This window comes from Streptococcus sp. M143, from assembly GCF_000162495.1.
GTDB classification, from domain to species: domain Bacteria; phylum Bacillota; class Bacilli; order Lactobacillales; family Streptococcaceae; genus Streptococcus; species Streptococcus dentisani.
In genome coordinates, this window is record NZ_GG730097.1 from 948,483 (window position 1) to 967,529 (window position 19,047).

At 38.6% G+C, this 19,047-nt stretch carries 17 protein-coding genes; 13 read left to right on the forward strand and 4 right to left on the reverse strand.

Annotation, left to right across the window (positions count from 1 at the left end; genetic code table 11):
* Positions 1-67 precede the first annotated feature (67 nt).
* The 4 genes from HMPREF0850_RS11285 to HMPREF0850_RS0103445 form a co-directional block, all read right to left on the reverse strand.
* Entirely contained in the window at positions 68-1,669 is a 1,602-nt protein-coding gene (locus tag HMPREF0850_RS11285) for a type I restriction-modification system subunit M (protein WP_000450450.1), read from the reverse strand.
* A gap of 53 nt (positions 1,670-1,722) precedes the next feature.
* Complete coding sequence (locus HMPREF0850_RS11290; RefSeq protein ID WP_000042199.1) at positions 1,723-2,874, reverse strand: restriction endonuclease subunit S; 1,152 nt, start codon at positions 2,872-2,874, stop codon at positions 1,723-1,725.
* Complete coding sequence (locus tag HMPREF0850_RS11295) at positions 2,867-3,904, reverse strand: hypothetical protein (protein WP_000524474.1); 1,038 nt, start codon at positions 3,902-3,904, stop codon at positions 2,867-2,869. Before HMPREF0850_RS11295 ends, HMPREF0850_RS11290 begins: the two co-directional genes overlap by 8 nt.
* Before the next feature lie 474 nt (positions 3,905-4,378).
* Complete coding sequence (locus HMPREF0850_RS0103445) at positions 4,379-4,660, reverse strand: hypothetical protein (RefSeq protein WP_025168407.1); 282 nt, start codon at positions 4,658-4,660, stop codon at positions 4,379-4,381.
* Between the two features lie 356 nt (positions 4,661-5,016).
* Here HMPREF0850_RS0103445 and HMPREF0850_RS11300 point away from each other — a divergent pair, with 356 nt between their 5' ends.
* The 13 genes from HMPREF0850_RS11300 (at position 5,017) to HMPREF0850_RS12895 (ending at position 19,008) form a co-directional block, all read left to right on the forward strand.
* Entirely contained in the window at positions 5,017-5,331 is a 315-nt protein-coding gene (locus HMPREF0850_RS11300) for a YdcP family protein (RefSeq protein WP_000420682.1), read from the forward strand.
* A gap of 15 nt (positions 5,332-5,346) precedes the next feature.
* Positions 5,347-5,733 (forward strand): YdcP family protein, encoded by a 387-nt coding sequence (locus HMPREF0850_RS11305; RefSeq protein WP_000985015.1) that lies wholly within the window; start codon positions 5,347-5,349, stop codon positions 5,731-5,733.
* Positions 5,734-5,761: 28 nt separating this feature from the next.
* Positions 5,762-7,147 carry an FtsK/SpoIIIE domain-containing protein gene (locus HMPREF0850_RS11310; RefSeq protein WP_000813488.1) on the forward strand — a complete coding sequence of 462 codons (1,386 nt, stop codon included), beginning with the start codon at positions 5,762-5,764 and terminating at the stop codon, positions 7,145-7,147.
* 177 nt (positions 7,148-7,324) lie between these two features.
* Entirely contained in the window at positions 7,325-8,530 is a 1,206-nt protein-coding gene (mobT, locus tag HMPREF0850_RS11315; RefSeq protein ID WP_000398284.1) for a MobT family relaxase, read from the forward strand.
* 42 nt (positions 8,531-8,572) lie between these two features.
* The gene (locus tag HMPREF0850_RS11320; RefSeq protein ID WP_001009056.1) at positions 8,573-8,794 is read left to right on the forward strand and encodes a hypothetical protein; all 222 of its coding nucleotides are present in this window, start codon (positions 8,573-8,575) and stop codon (positions 8,792-8,794) included.
* 116 nt (positions 8,795-8,910) lie between these two features.
* The gene (locus tag HMPREF0850_RS11325) at positions 8,911-9,408 is read left to right on the forward strand and encodes an antirestriction protein ArdA (protein ID WP_000342539.1); all 498 of its coding nucleotides are present in this window, start codon (positions 8,911-8,913) and stop codon (positions 9,406-9,408) included.
* Positions 9,409-9,496: 88 nt separating this feature from the next.
* Positions 9,497-9,889: a conjugal transfer protein gene (locus HMPREF0850_RS11330; RefSeq protein ID WP_000723888.1), complete on the forward strand. Its 393-nt coding sequence runs from the start codon at positions 9,497-9,499 to the stop codon at positions 9,887-9,889.
* The gene (locus tag HMPREF0850_RS11335) at positions 9,873-12,320 is read left to right on the forward strand and encodes an ATP-binding protein (protein WP_000331160.1); all 2,448 of its coding nucleotides are present in this window, start codon (positions 9,873-9,875) and stop codon (positions 12,318-12,320) included. The genes HMPREF0850_RS11330 and HMPREF0850_RS11335 overlap by 17 nt, the downstream gene beginning before the upstream one ends.
* 2 nt (positions 12,321-12,322) lie before the next feature.
* Positions 12,323-14,500 (forward strand): CD3337/EF1877 family mobilome membrane protein, encoded by a 2,178-nt coding sequence (locus HMPREF0850_RS11340; RefSeq protein ID WP_009014083.1) that lies wholly within the window; start codon positions 12,323-12,325, stop codon positions 14,498-14,500.
* Positions 14,497-15,498 (forward strand): bifunctional lytic transglycosylase/C40 family peptidase, encoded by a 1,002-nt coding sequence (locus HMPREF0850_RS11345; RefSeq protein WP_000769868.1) that lies wholly within the window; start codon positions 14,497-14,499, stop codon positions 15,496-15,498. Before HMPREF0850_RS11340 ends, HMPREF0850_RS11345 begins: the two co-directional genes overlap by 4 nt.
* Positions 15,495-16,427, forward strand: coding sequence for a conjugal transfer protein (locus HMPREF0850_RS11350; protein ID WP_001224319.1), 933 nt, complete (start codon positions 15,495-15,497; stop codon positions 16,425-16,427). Before HMPREF0850_RS11345 ends, HMPREF0850_RS11350 begins: the two co-directional genes overlap by 4 nt.
* Positions 16,428-16,802: 375 nt before the next feature.
* The gene (gene tet(M) / locus HMPREF0850_RS11355) at positions 16,803-18,722 is read left to right on the forward strand and encodes a tetracycline resistance ribosomal protection protein Tet(M) (RefSeq protein WP_000691727.1); all 1,920 of its coding nucleotides are present in this window, start codon (positions 16,803-16,805) and stop codon (positions 18,720-18,722) included.
* A 100-nt stretch (positions 18,723-18,822) separates the two neighbouring features.
* Positions 18,823-19,008, forward strand: coding sequence for a cysteine-rich KTR domain-containing protein (locus HMPREF0850_RS12895; RefSeq protein ID WP_011058338.1), 186 nt, complete (start codon positions 18,823-18,825; stop codon positions 19,006-19,008).
* Positions 19,009-19,047 lie beyond the last annotated feature (39 nt).

A 19,047-nucleotide genomic window follows, 5' to 3' on the forward strand; every position in this document is an offset into this window, starting at 1 on the left:
TTCTATCAGTTTCCAGGGAATATGGAAACAAAGTTGTATCTAAAAAATGAGCGAATCGATTACGCCATCACCCTTTAAATTTTTCCAAAAACTGTTTAAGTTCAGCATCGGCTTCTGGTGTGGTTCCGTGGAGTTGGTTCAGCATGTCAAGTAAAGAAGCTGTTTGACTTTCGATAGCTTTATTTGTCTCGTTAATCTTGCTGACGATATCTGTCAGTGGCTCTACTTCTTCTTCCTCAAAGGTATCTACATAGCGAGGGATATTGAGGTTATAGTCATTTTCGACGATATCTTCATAGCTTGCTAGGTGGGCAAACTTATCAATCTCCTCACGAGACTTGTAGGCTTCCAGAATCTTCTCGATATGAACATCCGTCATGATATTCTGGTTTTTCCCTTTATCAAACTCCTTAGAAGCATCGATAAAGTAGACATCACGATTGGTACGATTCTTTTTGAGAATGATAACCGTGGTCGGAATGCTGGTATTAAAGAAGATATTGGCAGGTAGACCGATAACCGTATCAATGGCCCCTTCTTCTAGCAAGGCCTTACGAATGGTGCCCTCCGCATTTCCACGGAAAAGAACACCGTGAGGAAGGACGATAGCCATAACCCCATTATCCTGCTTGAGGTGGTAATACCCATGCAAGAGAAAGGCAAAGTCAGCCTTGGACTGGGGCGCCAGTTTCCCAAAAGGAGAGAAACGAGGGTCCGCCATAAAGCCAGAGCTTGCTGACCACTTAGCAGAATACGGCGGGTTCATGAGAACACCGTCAAAGTTGGTCGGCTCTTGAGTCGGCCAGTCTTCATCCAGTGTATCGGCATTGTGTAGAAATTGATTCTCAACTGGAACACCGTGTAGAATCATGTTCATCCGAGCTAGGTTATAGGTCGAGGTATTGAGCTCCTGACCGAAGTAGACCACTGTCTGCGGTTTATGAGAGTATTTCTTGGCATTGAGCAAGAGAGAGCCAGATCCCATGGTCGCATCATAGATGGTAAAGCCTTGCTGGTCCTCACGACCCAAAAAGGCAATCTGAGTCATGAGTTTGGCAACAGGCTGCGGCGTATAGAACTCTCCAGCCTTCTTACCCGAGTCAGTCGCAAACTGACCGATCAGATACTCATAAGCATCCCCCAGCATATCGCCTGCATGACCAGCCACATCCAGCACTGCCAACTCTTTCATGACCGCCGCCACCGTTTGGTTTTGCTTTTGCGGAGTTGCCCCTAGCTTTTTAGAGTAGAGGTCGATATCTTCAAAGAGATTTTCATAGAGTTCGTCACTCTGCTCAATATCTCGAAAACCCTGAGCCAAATCTTCCAGCTGGAAAGTCCCCTCATTGACACGTGCTACAAGAGCCGTAAAGGTCAAGTCAGGCTTGATACTATAGTTGAGTTCGTCCTTCATAACTGCAAGAAGATCCTCGTGGGTGTCCGCATCCTCATAGTAGTTGCGATAGACCACAAGGGCAGCCTCTAGGCTCTCACTCCCCTCTTCCATAGTCTCCGCCACGAAAAAGAGCATCTTGTCTGACAGATACTTATAAAAGACCATACCCAAAAGATAGGACTTATAGTCATTAGCATCCATCTTAGAGCGGAGAACATCCGCTGAGTTCCACAGGGCTTGATAGAGCGACTGGGAAGTTTGTGTTGTTTCCATAATGTTTCTTTCTAAGTTTTTAAATATAATTGTTAAAAGTTATCACTAATCATCTAGATAAACATATCCTGCAAGAGTTTCTTTTTCAAAGTTTCTAGCTGAGTGATTTTTTCTTGGCAAGAGTTGATGAGGTTATCTAGGTTTGAGAAATAGGAGCCGATGGCTTGTTGTTCTTCCAATTCTGGAACTATCATTTGAATCTTAATAAAATCTTTTACATTTAAAACTCTGTTTCGTCCTGCTCCACCCGGTGATAGCAAATCCAACTTTTGTCTAAACTCTTCTCTCTTAATATAAATATTAATGAAATTCTTATCAGATTTATCAATTACAAATGTCGGAAACCTATGAGAAACCAATAAACCATCATCTTCTTTACTAGCTACAGCAATCGCATGTTCCCAAGCAAATGTAATATTTACAACCAAATCATTCTCTTTAACTTCGAATAAATTATCCATTGCAATTTTCTTAGGATCATCAACAAATTGTTTAAAGGTACCTTTAGCATGTGAGCGAATCGATAACCTATAGTAAGGATCGGAGGGTTTTTTTACTTTTCTGGACACTGGCGATACTAAGTCTATTAACTTTTTTTTCTCCCATTTTCTTTCAAATCCATCTAAACGAATCTCAGGAATAGTCTGCCCAGCTTTGGGAAACATCTTGGAGAGCATGGTTGCCTTGAGAGATTGGTAGTTGGTGAGATTGTCCTTGTAACTCGCTAGAAGGTCGTCGAGGGTGCGGAAAAGAGAACCTATGGCGGATTGTTCGTCAATTTCAGGACGATACACTTTATAGTTCCCAAGTTGAGGAGCTGTCAATTGAGGAACACCCGTAGACTCATTTAAAATTTTCATAGAATTAATCTGATTTTCAAGATAGTCCATATCAATACTATCTGATTGAAGAGTTAGAAGTCTAACAACTGGTGTAAAATTTTCATGTCTTGCTACAGCATATCCAACATCCCCACGACCTGTAACAGTCACTGCAGGAGCTTTCACTTTATAATCGTCATAAAAGCCAACGATTCCTTTGTTTGTCAAAGCATTTGCAATAACAGGATATTTTCCACTTTGCTTCAATCTTTCTTTATCTACATCACCACCAGCAGATATTTTGACTATATCTGCAATTTTTTTTTCTACCCAAAAAGCTTTAAAATTGTTAAACCTAATTTTGGGAATACTGTTTTTACTCATTATTTTCTCCTAGTGCCCAGTCTTTTGTTAAGAAATTGGGAATTTCGTCTGGCTTTACCGGTTCATATTTCAAATTAAAAAAATCATACATACTTAAATTTCCAAGATTAGGTTTCTGATACAATTCACGACTTAGCTGGATTAGTTTTTTATTATTTTGAATTTTTTCATAAATTGTTTTTGAAATAAAAAAATTTTCTGTGTAGGCAAATACAAGATAATTTAAAAATTCTTTGGTTTTTTTAGAATTTTCGCTATTAAACTGATGTCTTAGAGTTCTATAATTTTTGTCTTTTTTATGATAAAAAGCTAAAACAAGAGATGATTTTTTAAAAGGGAAAATGACCAGATGCAGATCTTGCATACTGACTTTTGGATCAGGATTAAAAACATCATTTACGGGATACCCATACATATCATCTTGTAGTGTAATAGCTACTTGTGTAGCAATAGGAACCACAAATGGGAGAATCTCTTTAAACACGATTTGATATGCACCTTTTGTATTATTTAAAATTTCTCGCTTATGAACTTCCACTTCTTGAAGAAAATCTCTTAAATCTAAACTATACAAATCTATCATATCGTCAATACCAATTATTCTTTCTGGAAGAGAACTATATAATTTTACTTCTTGGCTTCGCTTTGAAACATTCATCAATCCATTTTTCAGAGCAATTTCAGCTAACATTTTATCTGAAATTTCCCCTAACAATGCTTCTTCAGATTCATAGTCATTAAAGAATTCATTATCACAAGAATGACATATAAATTTAAAGATTCCAGAATTGTTCACTCCTTTTTCAATTTCAAATAAATCTATATCTTCAAAAGACATTAGTGAACTTGACTGCATAATTTTTCCATTCTCAGCCAAATGTTTTAAGACAAATTGAGGAACTGAATGTGAGTTGCAAAGTTTAGTAAGTGGCTTCTTGCATAGTAAACATGTCTGAGGTCTAGACTTCTTTCTAGCTTCTTGGAACCGCCTAGATAACTCCTTTTTTATTTCAATATTAGATAAACCCATTTCAACCTCTCTAAATTAAAACTCTATTTTTTTTAAGAATAATTCTACATACTAAAATTATACCACGAAACCAGCAAAAATCCCCTTAGCAATTCCTTTCTAAGGGGTTTGTCCATATCCTTATACTGGGCTGATTCTTCTGGTTTGACCTTTTTCTTTCTTGCTTACTAGAAATGAGACGGTACTTGCTATCTCGAATGCTATTGAGGTCATTGAGTAGTTGAGTCACTATTTCTTTTCAAGATAGTCTTCCGCAGTAGCGCATAAACGCATAAAGAGGCAGTAAGTCCCACTTTACTCTTCATAAACAACTTACTCGCCACTTGAACAAAATATTCTTTTTTAAAGCACTACCAAATGGATCTCGTCTAATTCTCTCCGTTGGGTCTAATAATTCTTTAAATTTTTTTGATTTCCATGACGAATCTTCATTGAATCTTGAAAAAATAATACTTGGAAAATCTGCTTGTATTATCATTCTAACCTCGTTATCTTACCTTCTGTATAATCAATTGATATTCCTGGAGAAACATTTGGAATAAAAACATTAATGGACAGTTCTTCATCAATAGAGATAGCTTGAATTTGAATACCTATAGGTATTTTATCAATTTTTGTTTTATAAATTAATTTTGATTTATACAAAATATTTTTTCCATTTTTTATTATTTCTTCAAGCATATTCTCAAAATAAGACTGACTATAATAATTGAGACGTTGAAGGTTTATATTACTCCATGCTGTTTGAACAAACAAAATTTTCTTATTTTTATTTCAAAAATAGCATAAAAATCTAGTTATCCGCATAAAAACTGGACTTATCACACTTTATCAAGGTCAAAACCACTCAATTTACTACTAATTTACTACTTATGAATGAGCTTTGATACGACGATTTATCCTTGAAAAGTGAAGATATAAAGATACTTCCAATAAAATTTGAATATTTAATAGGTAGACACTTCAAAAAATGAGGTGTCTATTTTTTTACCCGATTTTGAAAGGAAGTGAACTTATGAAAACAAAAAATCAAGAATCAAAAGGTCGTTCCCCACTCTTTAAGACCATCAAACATTCATTCAGCCAATAAAAAAGAAAGGATAGGTAAAAATATGGAACTTAAATTTGTGATTCCCAACATGGAAAAAACATTCGGCAATTTAGAATTTGCTGGCGAGGATAAAGTCGTTCAGCGAAGAATCAACGGACGGCTAACTGTCTTATCAAGAAGCTATAATCTCTATTCTGATGTTCAAAGAGCAGATGATATTGTGGTGGTGCTTCCTGCTGAAGCTGGCGAAAAACATTTCGGCTTTGAGGAACGTGTGAAGTTAGTCAATCCACGTATTACCGCAGAGGGCTACAAAATCGGCACTCGTGGTTTTACAAATTACCTTTTACATGCTGACGACATGATAAAAGAATAAAGAAAGAGAGGAAAAATGATGAGATTAGCAAATGGCATTGTATTAGATAAAGACACGACTTTTGGAGAATTGAAATTCTCTGCTCTACGTCGTGAAGTGAGAATCCAAAATGAAGACGGGTCGGTTTCAGATGAAATCAAGGAACGTACCTATGACTTAAAATCCAAAGGACAAGGACGCATGATTCAAGTAAGTATTCCTGCCAGCGTGCCTTTGAAAGAGTTTGATTATAACGCACGGGTGGAACTTATCAATCCCATTGCGGACACCGTTGCTACTGCCACCTATCAAGGAGCAGATGTTGACTGGTATATCAAGGCAGACGATATTGTGCTGACAAAGGATTCTAGTTCATTCAAAGCTCAACCACAAGCAAAGAAAGAACCGACACAAGACAAATAGTCGCTAGGTAGAAAGGAGACTTTTTCGCATGAAACAGCGTGGTAAAAGGATTCGCCCATCTGGTAAAGATTTAGTCTTTCATTTTACGATAGCGTCACTCCTGCCTGTTTTCCTGCTGGTTGTCGGACTGTTTCATGTGAAGACAATCCAGCAGATCAACTGGCAGGATTTTAACCTATCACAAGCAGATAAGATTGACATTCCCTATTTAATTATCAGTTTCAGTGTCGCAATTCTTATCTGCTTGCTGGTAGCGTTTGTATTCAAACGGGTTCGCTATGATACGGTTAAACAACTTTACCACCGTCAAAAACTGGCAAAGATGATACTTGAAAACAAGTGGTATGAATCTGAACAGGTCAAAACAGAGGGTTTCTTTAAAGATAGTGCTGGTCGTACAAAGGAAAAGATAACCTACTTCCCTAAAATGTATTATCGACTTAAAAATGGCTTGATACAGATACGGGTGGAAATCACGCTGGGAAAATATCAAGACCAACTCTTACACTTGGAAAAGAAATTAGAGAGTGGCTTGTACTGTGAGCTGACGGATAAAGAGTTAAAGGATTCCTATGTGGAATATACTTTGCTCTATGACACCATAGCCAGTCGTATTTCTATTGATGAAGTAGAAGCTAAAGATGGTAAACTTCGCTTAATGAAAAACGTATGGTGGGAATATGATAAGCTCCCTCATATGTTGATTGCTGGTGGTACAGGTGGCGGTAAAACTTACTTTATACTGACACTGATTGAAGCCTTGCTTCATACAGATTCAAAACTGTATATTCTTGACCCGAAAAATGCTGATCTTGCGGACTTAGGTTCTGTGATGGCAAATGTCTACTATAGAAAAGAAGACTTGCTTTCTTGCATTGAAACATTCTATGAAGAAATGATGAAACGTAGTGAGGAAATGAAGCAGATGAAGAACTATAAGACTGGCAAAAATTATGCTTACTTAGGTCTCCCGGCACACTTCTTAATCTTTGATGAATACGTCGCTTTCATGGAAATGCTGGGAACAAAAGAAAACACCGCAGTTATGAATAAGCTGAAACAGATTGTCATGTTAGGTCGTCAAGCTGGCTTCTTTCTAATACTGGCTTGTCAACGTCCAGACGCAAAATATTTAGGCGACGGAATCCGTGATCAGTTTAATTTCAGAGTGGCTTTAGGTCGTATGTCTGAAATGGGCTATGGCATGATGTTTGGCAGTGACGTACAAAAGGATTTCTTCTTAAAGCGAATCAAAGGTCGTGGCTATGTTGATGTAGGAACAAGTGTCATATCAGAGTTTTATACTCCCCTTGTACCAAAAGGATATGATTTCTTGGAGGAAATTAAAAAGTTATCCAACAGCAGACAGTCCACGCAGGCGACGTGCGAAGCGGAAGTCGCAGGTGTGGACTGATCTTGCTGGCTGGTGTGGCAATAGCCACGCCAGCACTTAACCCCCCGTATCTAACAGGGGGGTACAAATCGACAGGAAACAGTCAAAAAAACATTAGAAAATCCTTTGGTTACAAGGGATTTACAAAATTTCAGCGTATGTCAAATGGGCTTTAAAAGTTGACATACGCCTTTTTGATTGGAGGGATTTTTACTGAATGAACAAACTTGGTTACAGCATTTAAAAGAAAAACGCTTGGCTTATGGACTATCTCAAAACCGTTTAGCTGTTGCGACTGGTATTACAAGGCAGTATCTAAGCGATATTGAAACAGGAAAAGTCAAGCCATCAGAGGATTTACAGCAGTCCCTTTGGGAAGCTCTGGAACGCTTCAATCCCGACGCTCCCCTTGAAATGCTGTTTGATTATGTAAGAATTCGCTTTCCGACAACAGACGTACAGCAGGTGGTCGAAAACATCTTACAACTGAAACTGTCCTATTTTCTTCATGAGGACTATGGTTTCTATTCTTATTCAGAGCATTATGCTTTAGGCGACATATTCGTCCTTTGCTCCCATGAACTGGACAAAGGAGTTCTGGTGGAATTGAAAGGTCGTGGGTGCAGACAATTTGAAAGCTATCTTCTGGCACAACAAAGAAGCTGGTATGAGTTCTTTATGGACGTTTTGGTGGCTGGCGGTGTGATGAAACGCCTTGACCTTGCCATTAACGATAAGACAGGGATTTTAAATATCCCTGTACTCACTGAAAAGTGCCAACAGGAAGAATGTATCTCCGTCTTCCGCAGTTTTAAAAGCTATCGCAGTGGCGAACTGGTACGCAAAGAGGAAAAGGAATGTATGGGAAACACCCTCTATATCGGTTCATTACAAAGTGAAGTTTATTTCTGTATCTATGAAAAGGACTACGAGCAGTACAAGAAAAATGATATTCCCATTGAAGACGCAGAAGTAAAAAACCGTTTTGAGATTCGATTGAAAAATGAGCGTGCCTATTATGCAGTCCGTGATTTACTCGTCTATGACAATCCAGAGCATACCGCCTTTAAAATTATCAATCGGTATATCCGTTTTGTAGATAAAGACGATTCCAAACCTCGTTCTGATTGGAAACTGAATGAAGAATGGGCTTGGTTTATTGGGAACAATCGTGAACGATTAAAACTAACCACAAAACCAGAGCCTTACTCCTTCCAAAGGACGCTGAACTGGCTATCTCATCAAGTTGCCCCGACCTTAAAGGTTGCGATTAAACTTGATGAAATCAACCAGACGCAGGTTGTAAAAGACATTCTCGACCATGCGAAACTGACAGACCGACACAAGCAGATTTTGAAGCAACAGTCAGTAAAAGAACAGGACGTGATAACAACAAAAAAATAACTCAAATACAAATTCATTGAATATAGAGAGGAGAACATTTTTATGAATTTTGGACAAAACCTTTATAACTGGTTTCTATCAAACGCTCAATCACTGGTGCTTTTAGCAATCGTTGTGATTGGCTTGTATCTTGGCTTCAAGCGTGAGTTTAGCAAACTGATTGGCTTTTTAATTATTGCGATTATTGCGGTTGGCTTAGTCTTCAACGCTGCTGGAGTAAAAGACATTTTACTAGAGCTATTCAATCGCATTATTGGTGCTTAAATAAAACCGTTCTTTTGTGGAATATAAGTGGTTTTCTTATGTTCCGCAAAGGAATGGTACACCAAACGAAGTGCGGTAGGGATTTTTGAATCTCTACAAAGAAAGGACGTGAATATATGGACGATATGCAAGTCTATATTGCGAATTTAGGCAAATACAATGAGGGCGAATTGGTCGGTGCGTGGTTTACCTTTCCCATTGACTTTGAGGAAGTCAAAGAGAAAATCGGCTTGAATGATGAATATGAGGAATACGCCATTCATGACTACGAGTTACCCTTTACGGTTGACGAATACACTTCCATTGGCGAACTCAATCGACTATGGGAAATGGTATCGGAATTACCCGAAGAATTACAATCGGAGCTATCTGCTCTGCTCACTCATTTTTCAAGCATTGAAGAACTAAGCGAACATCAAGAGGATATTATCATTCATTCCGATTGTGATGATATGTATGACGTGGCACGCTACTACATTGAAGAAACGGGTGCTTTAGGCGAAGTACCAGCTAGTCTTCAAAACTATATTGATTATCAAGCCTATGGTCGGGATTTAGACCTTTCAGGAACGTTTATCTCAACCAATCATGGGATTTTTGAAATCGTCTATTAAATCTGTCGGTACATTACTACTGGCAGATTTTCTATTTTACGGGGTGGCTCAATCAGCTACCCCTATTTTTTATGAAAGGATTGATTACATGAAGAAAATACGAAGCTATACCAGTATCTGGTCTGTGGAAAAGGTACTGTATTCTATCAATGATTTTAGACTTCCGTTTCCCATAACCTTTACGCAAATGACATGGTTTGTCGTGTCACTCTTTGCAGTGATGATACTTGGCAACTTGCCCCCTCTTTCCATGATAGAGGGAGCATTTCTCAAATACTTTGGGATTCCTGTGGCTTTCACATGGTTTATGTCTACAAAAACTTTTGATGGTAAAAAGCCTTATGGATTTTTGAAGTCTGTCATTGCTTATGCACTGCGACCAAAGCTGACCTATGCAGGAAAAAAAGTAACGCTTGGCAGAAACCAGCCACAAGAAGCCATTACAGCAGTTAGGAGTGAATTTTATGGCATATCCAATTAAATACATTGAAAACAATCTCGTCTGGAATAAAGACGGGGAATGTTATGCTTACTATGAGCTTGTTCCTTACAATTACTCATTTCTAAGTCCAGAACAGAAAATACAAGTGCATGATTCTTTCAGACAGCTTATCGCACAAAATCGTGATGGCAAAATTCATGCTTTACAAATCAGTACAGAATCCAGCATACGTTCTGCACAAGAGCGTTCCAAAAATGAAGTCACTGGCAAGCTCAAAGCGGTTGCCTATGACAAAATCGACCAACAGACAGACGCTTTAATATCCATGATTGGCGAAAATCAAGTGAACTACCGTTTCTTTATCGGCTTTAAGTTGCTTCTCAACGATCAGGAGTTTTCTATGAAAAGTCTTACCGTTGAAGCAAAAAATGCTTTGTCTGATTTTGTCTATGATGTGAACCATAAGCTGATGGGCGATTTTGTTAGTATGAGTAATGATGAAATCCTGCGTTTTCAGAAGATGGAAAAGCTCTTAGAAAATAAAATCTCTCGTCGTTTCAAAATCCGCAGGTTAGATAAGGACGACTTCGGCTATCTGATTGAACACCTTTACGGACAGACAGGCACTGCCTATGAAGAGTATGAGTACCATCTATCAAAGAAAAAGCTGGATAATGAAACGCTGATTAAATACTATGACTTGATTAAGCCTACTCGCTGTTTGGTGGAAGAAAAACAGCGATATTTGAAAATCCAGCAGGAAGATGAAACCGTCTATGTAGCTTACTTTACCATTAACAGCATTGTCGGAGAACTGGACTTCCCGTCCTCTGAAATCTTCTACTACCAGCAACAGCAATTTACATTCCCGATTGATACGTCAATGAATGTGGAAATTGTAGCGAATCGTAAAGCCCTATCTACTGTCCGCAATAAAAAGAAAGAACTGAAAGACTTGGATAACCACGCTTGGCAAAGTGATAATGAAACCAGCTCCAATGTGGCGGAAGCTCTGGAAAGTGTGAATGAGCTGGAAACCAATTTAGACCAAAGCAAGGAATCTATGTACAAGCTGTCTTATGTGGTAAGGGTATCAGCAAATGATCTTGACGAACTCAAACGTCGTTGTAATGAAGTGAAAGATTTTTATGACGATTTAAGCGTAAAACTGGTACGACCATTTGGGGATATGCTCGGCTTACATGAAGAATTTTTACCTGCCAGCAAGCGTTATATGAATGATTATATTCAATACGTGACCTCTGATTTCCTCGCTGGTTTAGGTTTTGGTGCTACTCAAATGCTGGGGGAAAATGAGGGGATTTATGTTGGCTACAGCTTAGATACTGGACGCAATGTCTATCTGAAACCTGCTCTTGCCAGTCAAGGGGTTAAGGGTTCAGTAACCAATGCGTTAGCGTCGGCTTTTGTTGGTTCGCTGGGTGGTGGTAAATCCTTTGCGAATAACCTTATCGTCTATTATGCGGTGCTTTATGGGGCACAAGCAGTGATTGTAGACCCAAAAGCAGAACGTGGCAGATGGAAAGAAACCTTGCCAGAGATTTCCCATGAAATCAATATCGTCACTCTGACTTCTGATGAGAAAAACAAAGGCTTACTTGACCCTTATGTGATTATGAAAAATCCCAAAGATTCTGAATCACTGGCTATTGATATTCTGACATTCCTTACGGGGATTTCCTCTCGTGATGGGGAACGCTTCCCAATCCTTAGAAAAGCCATTCGTGCAGTAACCAATAGTGAAGTACGAGGGTTGATGAAAGTGATTGAGGAATTACGGGTTGAGAATACGCCACTAAGTACCAGTATAGCCGACCATATCGAAAGTTTTACAGACTATGACTTTGCACATTTATTATTCAGTAATGGTTATGTGGAGCAGTCTATCAGCTTAGAAAAACAACTGAACATTATACAGGTTGCGGACTTGGTACTTCCCGACAAGGAAACTTCCTTTGAGGAATATACCACTATGGAGCTTTTATCCGTTGCTATGCTGATTGTCATTAGTACCTTTGCTTTAGACTTTATCCATACAGACCGAAGCATTTTCAAGATTGTAGATTTAGACGAAGCATGGAGCTTTTTACAGGTAGCACAAGGAAAAACACTATCTATGAAGCTGGTTCGGGCTGGTCGTGCTATGAACGCTGGGGTATATTTCGTGACCCAAAATACAGACGACCTCTTAGATGAAAAACTGAAAAATAACCTCGGCTTAAAATTTGCATTTCGTTCCACTGACCTTAACGAGATTAAAAAGACCTTAGCCTTTTTTGGTGTAGACCCAGAGGACGAAAACAATCAGAAGCGATTGCGTGATTTGGAAAACGGGCAATGCCTTATCAGTGATTTATATGGTCGTGTCGGTGTGATACAGTTCCACCCTGTATTTGAAGAACTGCTCCATGCCTTTGATACCAGACCACCTGTGCGAAAAGAGGTGTAAATGTGAAACCATCAATAGTAAACAGAATAAAATCAAACTGGACGCTGAAACGTCTAGGTAAAGTGGCAATGACAGTGGCTTTCACACTTGTGATTGCCATTTTTCTTTTAGCCATGCTGGGAACGGTGGTTCAAGCTGCGGGCTTGGTAGATGATACGGTCAATGTGGCAAATGAATACAGCCGATACCCACTTGAAAACTATCAACTGGATTTTTATGTGGATAATAGCTGGGGCTGGCTTCCGTGGAACTGGTCGGACGGGATTGGAAAACAGGTCATGTATGGACTATATGCCATTACCAATTTTATTTGGACAATCAGTTTGTATGTTTCCAATGCGACAGGTTACTTAGTACAGGAAGCCTATTCCTTAGACTTCATTTCCGCTACAGCAGATTCCATTGGTAAGAATATGCAGACCTTAGCTGGTGTGAGTGCAAACGGATTTTCAACAGAGGGTTTCTATGTTGGATTCCTCTTACTCTTGATTTTGGTTCTTGGGGTTTATGTTGCCTATACGGGACTGATAAAGAGAGAAACCACAAAGGCAATTCATGCCATTATGAATTTTGTGCTGGTGTTTATCCTATCGGCTTCCTTTATTGCCTACGCTCCCGACTACATTAAAAAAATCAATGACTTTTCATCAGACATCAGTAATGCCAGTTTATCACTTGGCACGAAGATTGTCATGCCCCATTCCGATAGTCAAGGCAAGGACAGCGTGGACTTAATCAGAGATAGCCTGTTTTCCATACAGGTTCAGCAACCGTGGCTACTGCTTCAATACAACAGTTCAGACATTGAAAGTATCGGTATTGACCGTGTGGAAAGCCTGCTCTCCACCAGCCCAGATTCCAACAATGGCGAAGACAGAGAAAAAATTGTTGCGGAAGAAATTGAAGACAGAAGCAATACCAATCTAACCATTACAAAGACCATTAACCGTTTAGGTACAGTCTTCTTCCTATTTGTCTTCAATATTGGGATTTCCATATTTGTATTCCTATTAACAGGAATCATGATTTTCTCGCAGGTACTTTTTATCATCTATGCTATGTTTCTGCCTGTGAGCTTTATTTTAAGCATGATTCCATCATTTGATGGTATGTCAAAACGAGCCATAACAAAGCTCTTTAATACCATTTTGACACGAGCTGGAATCACATTGATTATTACGACAGCATTTAGTATTTCAACCATGCTCTATACCTTATCGGCTGGTTATCCGTTCTTTTTGATTGCTTTTCTACAGATTGTGATCTTTGCAGGAATCTACTTCAAGCTGGGCGATTTAATGAGTATGTTTTCTCTACAGAGTAACGATTCTCAAAGTGTGGGAAGTCGTGTGATGAGAAAACCTCGTATGCTTATGCACGCTCACATGCACCGTCTACAGCGGAAACTTGGACGTTCCATGACTACTCTAGGGGCTGGGTCTGCCATTGTTACAGGTAAAAAAGGACAGTCGGGTTCGGGGAGTTCTGCAAGGACACAAGCAGATCACTCCCGACCAGACGGAAAGGAAAAATCAACACTTGGAAAACGTATCGGTCAAACCATCGGTACAGTAGCTGATACCAAAGACAGAATGGTAGACACTGCTAGTGGTTTGAAAGAACAGGTTAAAGATTTGCCGACCAATGCAAGATATGCAGTATATCAAGGAAAATCCAAAGTAAAAGAGAATGTCCGTGATTTAACCAGTAGTATTTCTCAAACCAAAGCGGACAGAGCCAGTGGACGCAAGGAACAGCAGGAACAAAGGCGAAAAACCATTGCGAAGCGTCGCTCTGAAATGGAACAGGTCAAACAGAAAAAACAGCCTGCTTCTTCTGTTCATGAAAGACCGACTACAAGACAAGAACAATATCATGATGAACAGACCTCAAAACAGTCTAATATTCAGACTTCATATAAGGAATCTCAACAAGCCAAACAAGAGCGTCCAGCAGTTAAGTCCGATTTTTCAAGTCCAAAAGTGGAACGCCAAGGCAATACCGTTCAAGAAAAAACCGTTCAAAAGCCAGCAACTTCAACCACTACAGCAGATAGAACTTCACAACGTCCAATCACAAAAGAACGTCCGTCTACTGTTCAAAGAGTACCACTACAAAATACAAGAAGTAGACCACCAATCAAAACCGCCACCATTAAGAAAGTCGGTAAGAAACCATGAAGTTGAAAACTTTAGTGATTGGTGGTTCTGGATTATTCTTGATGGTCTTCTCACTGCTTCTGTTTGTTGCCATTTTATTTTCAGATGAACAGGACAGCGGAATTTCCAATATTCATTATGGAGGTGTGAATGTTTCCGCAGAAGTGCTGGCTCATAAGCCTATGGTAGAAAAATATGCCAAAGAATATGGCGTTGAAGAATATGTCAACATACTTCTTGCGATTATACAGGTGGAATCGGGCGGTACTGCGGAAGATGTTATGCAGTCCTCGGAATCCCTCGGTCTTCCACCTAATTCATTGAGTACAGAAGAATCCATTAAGCAAGGTGTGAAGTATTTCAGTGAATTATTAGCCAGTAGCGAAAGGCTCAGTGTAGATTTAGAATCGGTTATCCAGTCCTACAATTATGGTGGTGGTTTCTTAGGGTATGTGGCTAATCGTGGAAATAAATATACCTTTGAACTGGCTCAAAGTTTCTCAAAAGAGTATTCAGGTGGCGAAAAAGTGTCTTACCCCAATCCCATAGCCATACCTATCAATGGGGGCTGGCGATACAACTATGGCAATATGTTTTATGTGCAACTGGTAACGCAGTATCTTGTCACAACAGAGTTTGATGATGATACGGTACAAGCCATCATGGACGAAGCACTGAAATATGAGGGCTGGCGATACGTTTACGGTGGAGCTTCCCCGACTACTTCTTTTGATTGTAGCGGACTGACACAATGGACGTATGGAAAAGCTGGAATTAACTTACCACGAACCGCACAACAGCAATATGATGTGACCCAGCATATCCCACTATCGGAAGCACAAGCTGGCGATTTGGTTTTCTTTCATTCTACCTATAACGCTGGCTCTTATATTACTCATGTTGGGATATACCTTGGCAATAACCGTATGTTTCATGCAGGCGACCCAATCGGTTATGCCGACTTAACAAGCCCCTACTGGCAACAGCATTTAGTGGGAGCAGGACGAATCAAACAATGAGAAAGGAAGATTTAATGATGAAATTTAGAAAAAATCAGAATAAAGAAAAACAGATACCAAAGGAAAAGAAACCTCGTGTCTATAAGGTCAATCCTCATAAAAAGGTTGTGATTGCCTTGTGGGTACTTTTAGGGCTTAGTTTCAGCTTTGCGATATTCAAGCACTTTACAGCTATAGATACTCATACTATTCACGAAACAACTATCATAGAAAAGGAATACGTTGATACTCATCATGTAGAAAATTTTGTAGAGAACTTTGCGAAAGTCTACTATTCATGGGAGCAATCCGATAAGTCCATTGATAATCGAATGGAAAGTCTAAAAGGCTATCTGACAGATGAACTTCAAGCTCTCAATGTTGATACAGTACGCAAAGATATTCCTGTATCGTCTTCTGTAAGAGGATTTCAGATATGGACGGTAGAGCCAACTGGCGACAATGAGTTTAATGTAACCTACAGTGTAGACCAGCTCATTACAGAGGGAGAAAATACAAAGACCGTCCACTCTGCTTATATAGTGAGTGTCTATGTAGATGGTTCTGGAAATATGGTACTGGTTAAGAATCCGACCATTACCAACATACCTAAGAAATCAAGTTATAAACCAAAAGCCATTGAAAGTGAGGGGACGGTTGATTCCATTACAACCAATGAAATCAATGAGTTTTTAACGACGTTCTTCAAGCTCTATCCTACAGCGACAGCCAGTGAACTTTCCTACTATGTGAATGACGGGATATTAAAACCAATCGGAAAAGAGTACATCTTTCAAGAACTGGTAAATCCTATTCACAATCGTAAGGATAATCAAGTCACGGTATCGCTGACAGTGGAGTATATCGACCAGCAGACCAAAGCAACGCAGGTATCTCAATTTGATTTGGTACTTGAAAAGAACGGGAGTAATTGGAAGATTGTAAAATAACAAATATTGGTACATGATTACAGATACTTTGTAATCATGTACTCTTTTTGATAAAAAATTGGAGATTCCTTTACAAATATGCTCTTACGTGCTATTATTTAAGTGACTATTTAAAAGGAGTTAATAAATATGCGGCAAGGTATTCTTAAATAAACTGTCAATTTGATAGCGGGAACAAATAATTAGATGTCCTTTTTTAGGAGGGCTTAGTTTTTTGTACCCAGTTTAAGAATACCTTTATCATGTGATTCTAAAGTATCCAGAGAATATCTGTATGCTTTGTATACCTATGGTTATGCATAAAAATCCCAGTGATAAAAGTATTTATCACTGGGATTTTATGCCCTTTTGGGTTTTTGAATGGAGGAAAATCACATGAAAATTATTAATATTGGAGTTTTAGCTCATGTTGATGCAGGAAAAACTACCTTAACAGAAAGCTTATTATATAACAGTGGAGCGATTACAGAATTAGGAAGCGTGGACAAAGGTACAACGAGGACGGATAATACGCTTTTAGAACGTCAGAGAGGAATTACAATTCAGACAGGAATAACCTCTTTTCAGTGGGAAAATACGAAGGTGAACATCATAGACACGCCAGGACATATGGATTTCTTAGCAGAAGTATATCGTTCATTATCAGTTTTAGATGGGGCAATTCTACTGATTTCTGCAAAAGATGGCGTACAAGCACAAACTCGTATATTATTTCATGCACTTAGGAAAATGGGGATTCCCACAATCTTTTTTATCAATAAGATTGACCAAAATGGAATTGATTTATCAACGGTTTATCAGGATATTAAAGAGAAACTTTCTGCCGAAATTGTAATCAAACAGAAGGTAGAACTGTATCCTAATATGTGTGTGACGAACTTTACCGAATCTGAACAATGGGATACGGTAATAGAGGGAAACGATGACCTTTTAGAGAAATATATGTCCGGTAAATCATTAGAAGCATTGGAACTCGAACAAGAGGAAAGCATAAGATTTCATAATTGTTCCCTGTTCCCTGTTTATCACGGAAGTGCAAAAAACAATATAGGGATTGATAACCTTATAGAAGTGATTACGAATAAATTTTATTCATCAACACATCGAGGTCCGTCTGAACTTTGCGGAAATGTTTTCAAAATTGAATATACAAAAAAAAGACAACGTCTTGCATATATACGCCTTTATAGTGGAGTACTACATTTACGAGATTCGGTTAGAGTATCAGAAAAAGAAAAAATAAAAGTTACAGAAATGTATACTTCAATAAATGGTGAATTATGTAAGATTGATAGAGCTTATTCTGGAGAAATTGTTATTTTGCAAAATGAGTTTTTGAAGTTAAATAGTGTTCTTGGAGATACAAAACTATTGCCACAGAGAAAAAAGATTGAAAATCCGCACCCTCTACTACAAACAACTGTTGAACCGAGTAAACCTGAACAGAGAGAAATGTTGCTTGATGCCCTTTTGGAAATCTCAGATAGTGATCCGCTTCTACGATATTACGTGGATTCTACGACACATGAAATTATACTTTCTTTCTTAGGGAAAGTACAAATGGAAGTGATTAGTGCACTGTTGCAAGAAAAGTATCATGTGGAGATAGAACTAAAAGAGCCTACAGTCATTTATATGGAGAGACCGTTAAAAAATGCAGAATATACCATTCACATCGAAGTGCCGCCAAATCCTTTCTGGGCTTCCATTGGTTTATCTGTATCACCGCTTCCGTTGGGAAGTGGAATGCAGTATGAGAGCTCGGTTTCTCTTGGATACTTAAATCAATCATTTCAAAATGCAGTTATGGAAGGGATACGCTATGGTTGCGAACAAGGATTATATGGTTGGAATGTGACGGATTGTAAAATCTGTTTTAAGTATGGCTTATACTATAGCCCTGTTAGTACCCCAGCAGATTTTCGGATGCTTGCTCCTATTGTATTGGAACAAGTCTTAAAAAAAGCTGGAACAGAATTGTTAGAGCCATATCTTAGTTTTAAAATTTATGCGCCACAGGAATATCTTTCACGAGCATACAACGATGCTCCTAAATATTGTGCGAACATCGTAGACACTCAATTGAAAAATAATGAGGTCATTCTTAGTGGAGAAATCCCTGCTCGGTGTATTCAAGAATATCGTAGTGATTTAACTTTCTTTACAAATGGACGTAGTGTTTGTTTAACAGAGTTAAAAGGGTACCATGTTACTACCGGTGAACCTGTTTGCCAGCCCCGTCGTCCAAATAGTCGGATAGATAAAGTACGATATATGTTCAATAAAATAACTTAGTGTATTTTATGTTGTTATATAAATATGGTTTCTTGTTAAATAAGATGAAATATTTTTTAATAAAGATTTGAATTAAAGTGTAAAGGAGGAGATAGTTATTATAAACTACAAGTGGATATTGTGTCCTGTATGTGGAAATAAAACACGATTAAAGATAAGGGAAGATACTGAATTAAAAAAATTCCCCCTCTATTGTCCGAAATGCAGACAAGAAAATTTAATTGAAATAAAGCAGTTCAAAGTAACTGTGATTACAGAGCCAGACGCAAAGACGCAGAGCCGATAAAATGAGATTAATACAATCTCATTTTATCGGCTCTTTCCG

Coding starts and splice junctions, on each gene's coding strand:
- HMPREF0850_RS11285 (WP_000450450.1), bottom strand. CDS start 1,669: ATGGAAACAACACAAACTTCCCAGTCGCTCTATCAAGCCCTGTGGAAC.
- HMPREF0850_RS11290 (WP_000042199.1), bottom strand. CDS start 2,874: ATGAGTAAAAACAGTATTCCCAAAATTAGGTTTAACAATTTTAAAGCT.
- HMPREF0850_RS11295 (WP_000524474.1), bottom strand. CDS start 3,904: ATGGGTTTATCTAATATTGAAATAAAAAAGGAGTTATCTAGGCGGTTC.
- HMPREF0850_RS11300 (WP_000420682.1), top strand. CDS start 5,017: ATGGAACTTAAATTTGTGATTCCCAACATGGAAAAAACATTCGGCAAT.
- HMPREF0850_RS11305 (WP_000985015.1), top strand. CDS start 5,347: ATGATGAGATTAGCAAATGGCATTGTATTAGATAAAGACACGACTTTT.
- HMPREF0850_RS11310 (WP_000813488.1), top strand. CDS start 5,762: ATGAAACAGCGTGGTAAAAGGATTCGCCCATCTGGTAAAGATTTAGTC.
- HMPREF0850_RS11320 (WP_001009056.1), top strand. CDS start 8,573: ATGAATTTTGGACAAAACCTTTATAACTGGTTTCTATCAAACGCTCAA.
- HMPREF0850_RS11325 (WP_000342539.1), top strand. CDS start 8,911: ATGGACGATATGCAAGTCTATATTGCGAATTTAGGCAAATACAATGAG.
- HMPREF0850_RS11330 (WP_000723888.1), top strand. CDS start 9,497: ATGAAGAAAATACGAAGCTATACCAGTATCTGGTCTGTGGAAAAGGTA.
- HMPREF0850_RS11335 (WP_000331160.1), top strand. CDS start 9,873: ATGGCATATCCAATTAAATACATTGAAAACAATCTCGTCTGGAATAAA.
- HMPREF0850_RS11345 (WP_000769868.1), top strand. CDS start 14,497: ATGAAGTTGAAAACTTTAGTGATTGGTGGTTCTGGATTATTCTTGATG.
- HMPREF0850_RS11350 (WP_001224319.1), top strand. CDS start 15,495: ATGAGAAAGGAAGATTTAATGATGAAATTTAGAAAAAATCAGAATAAA.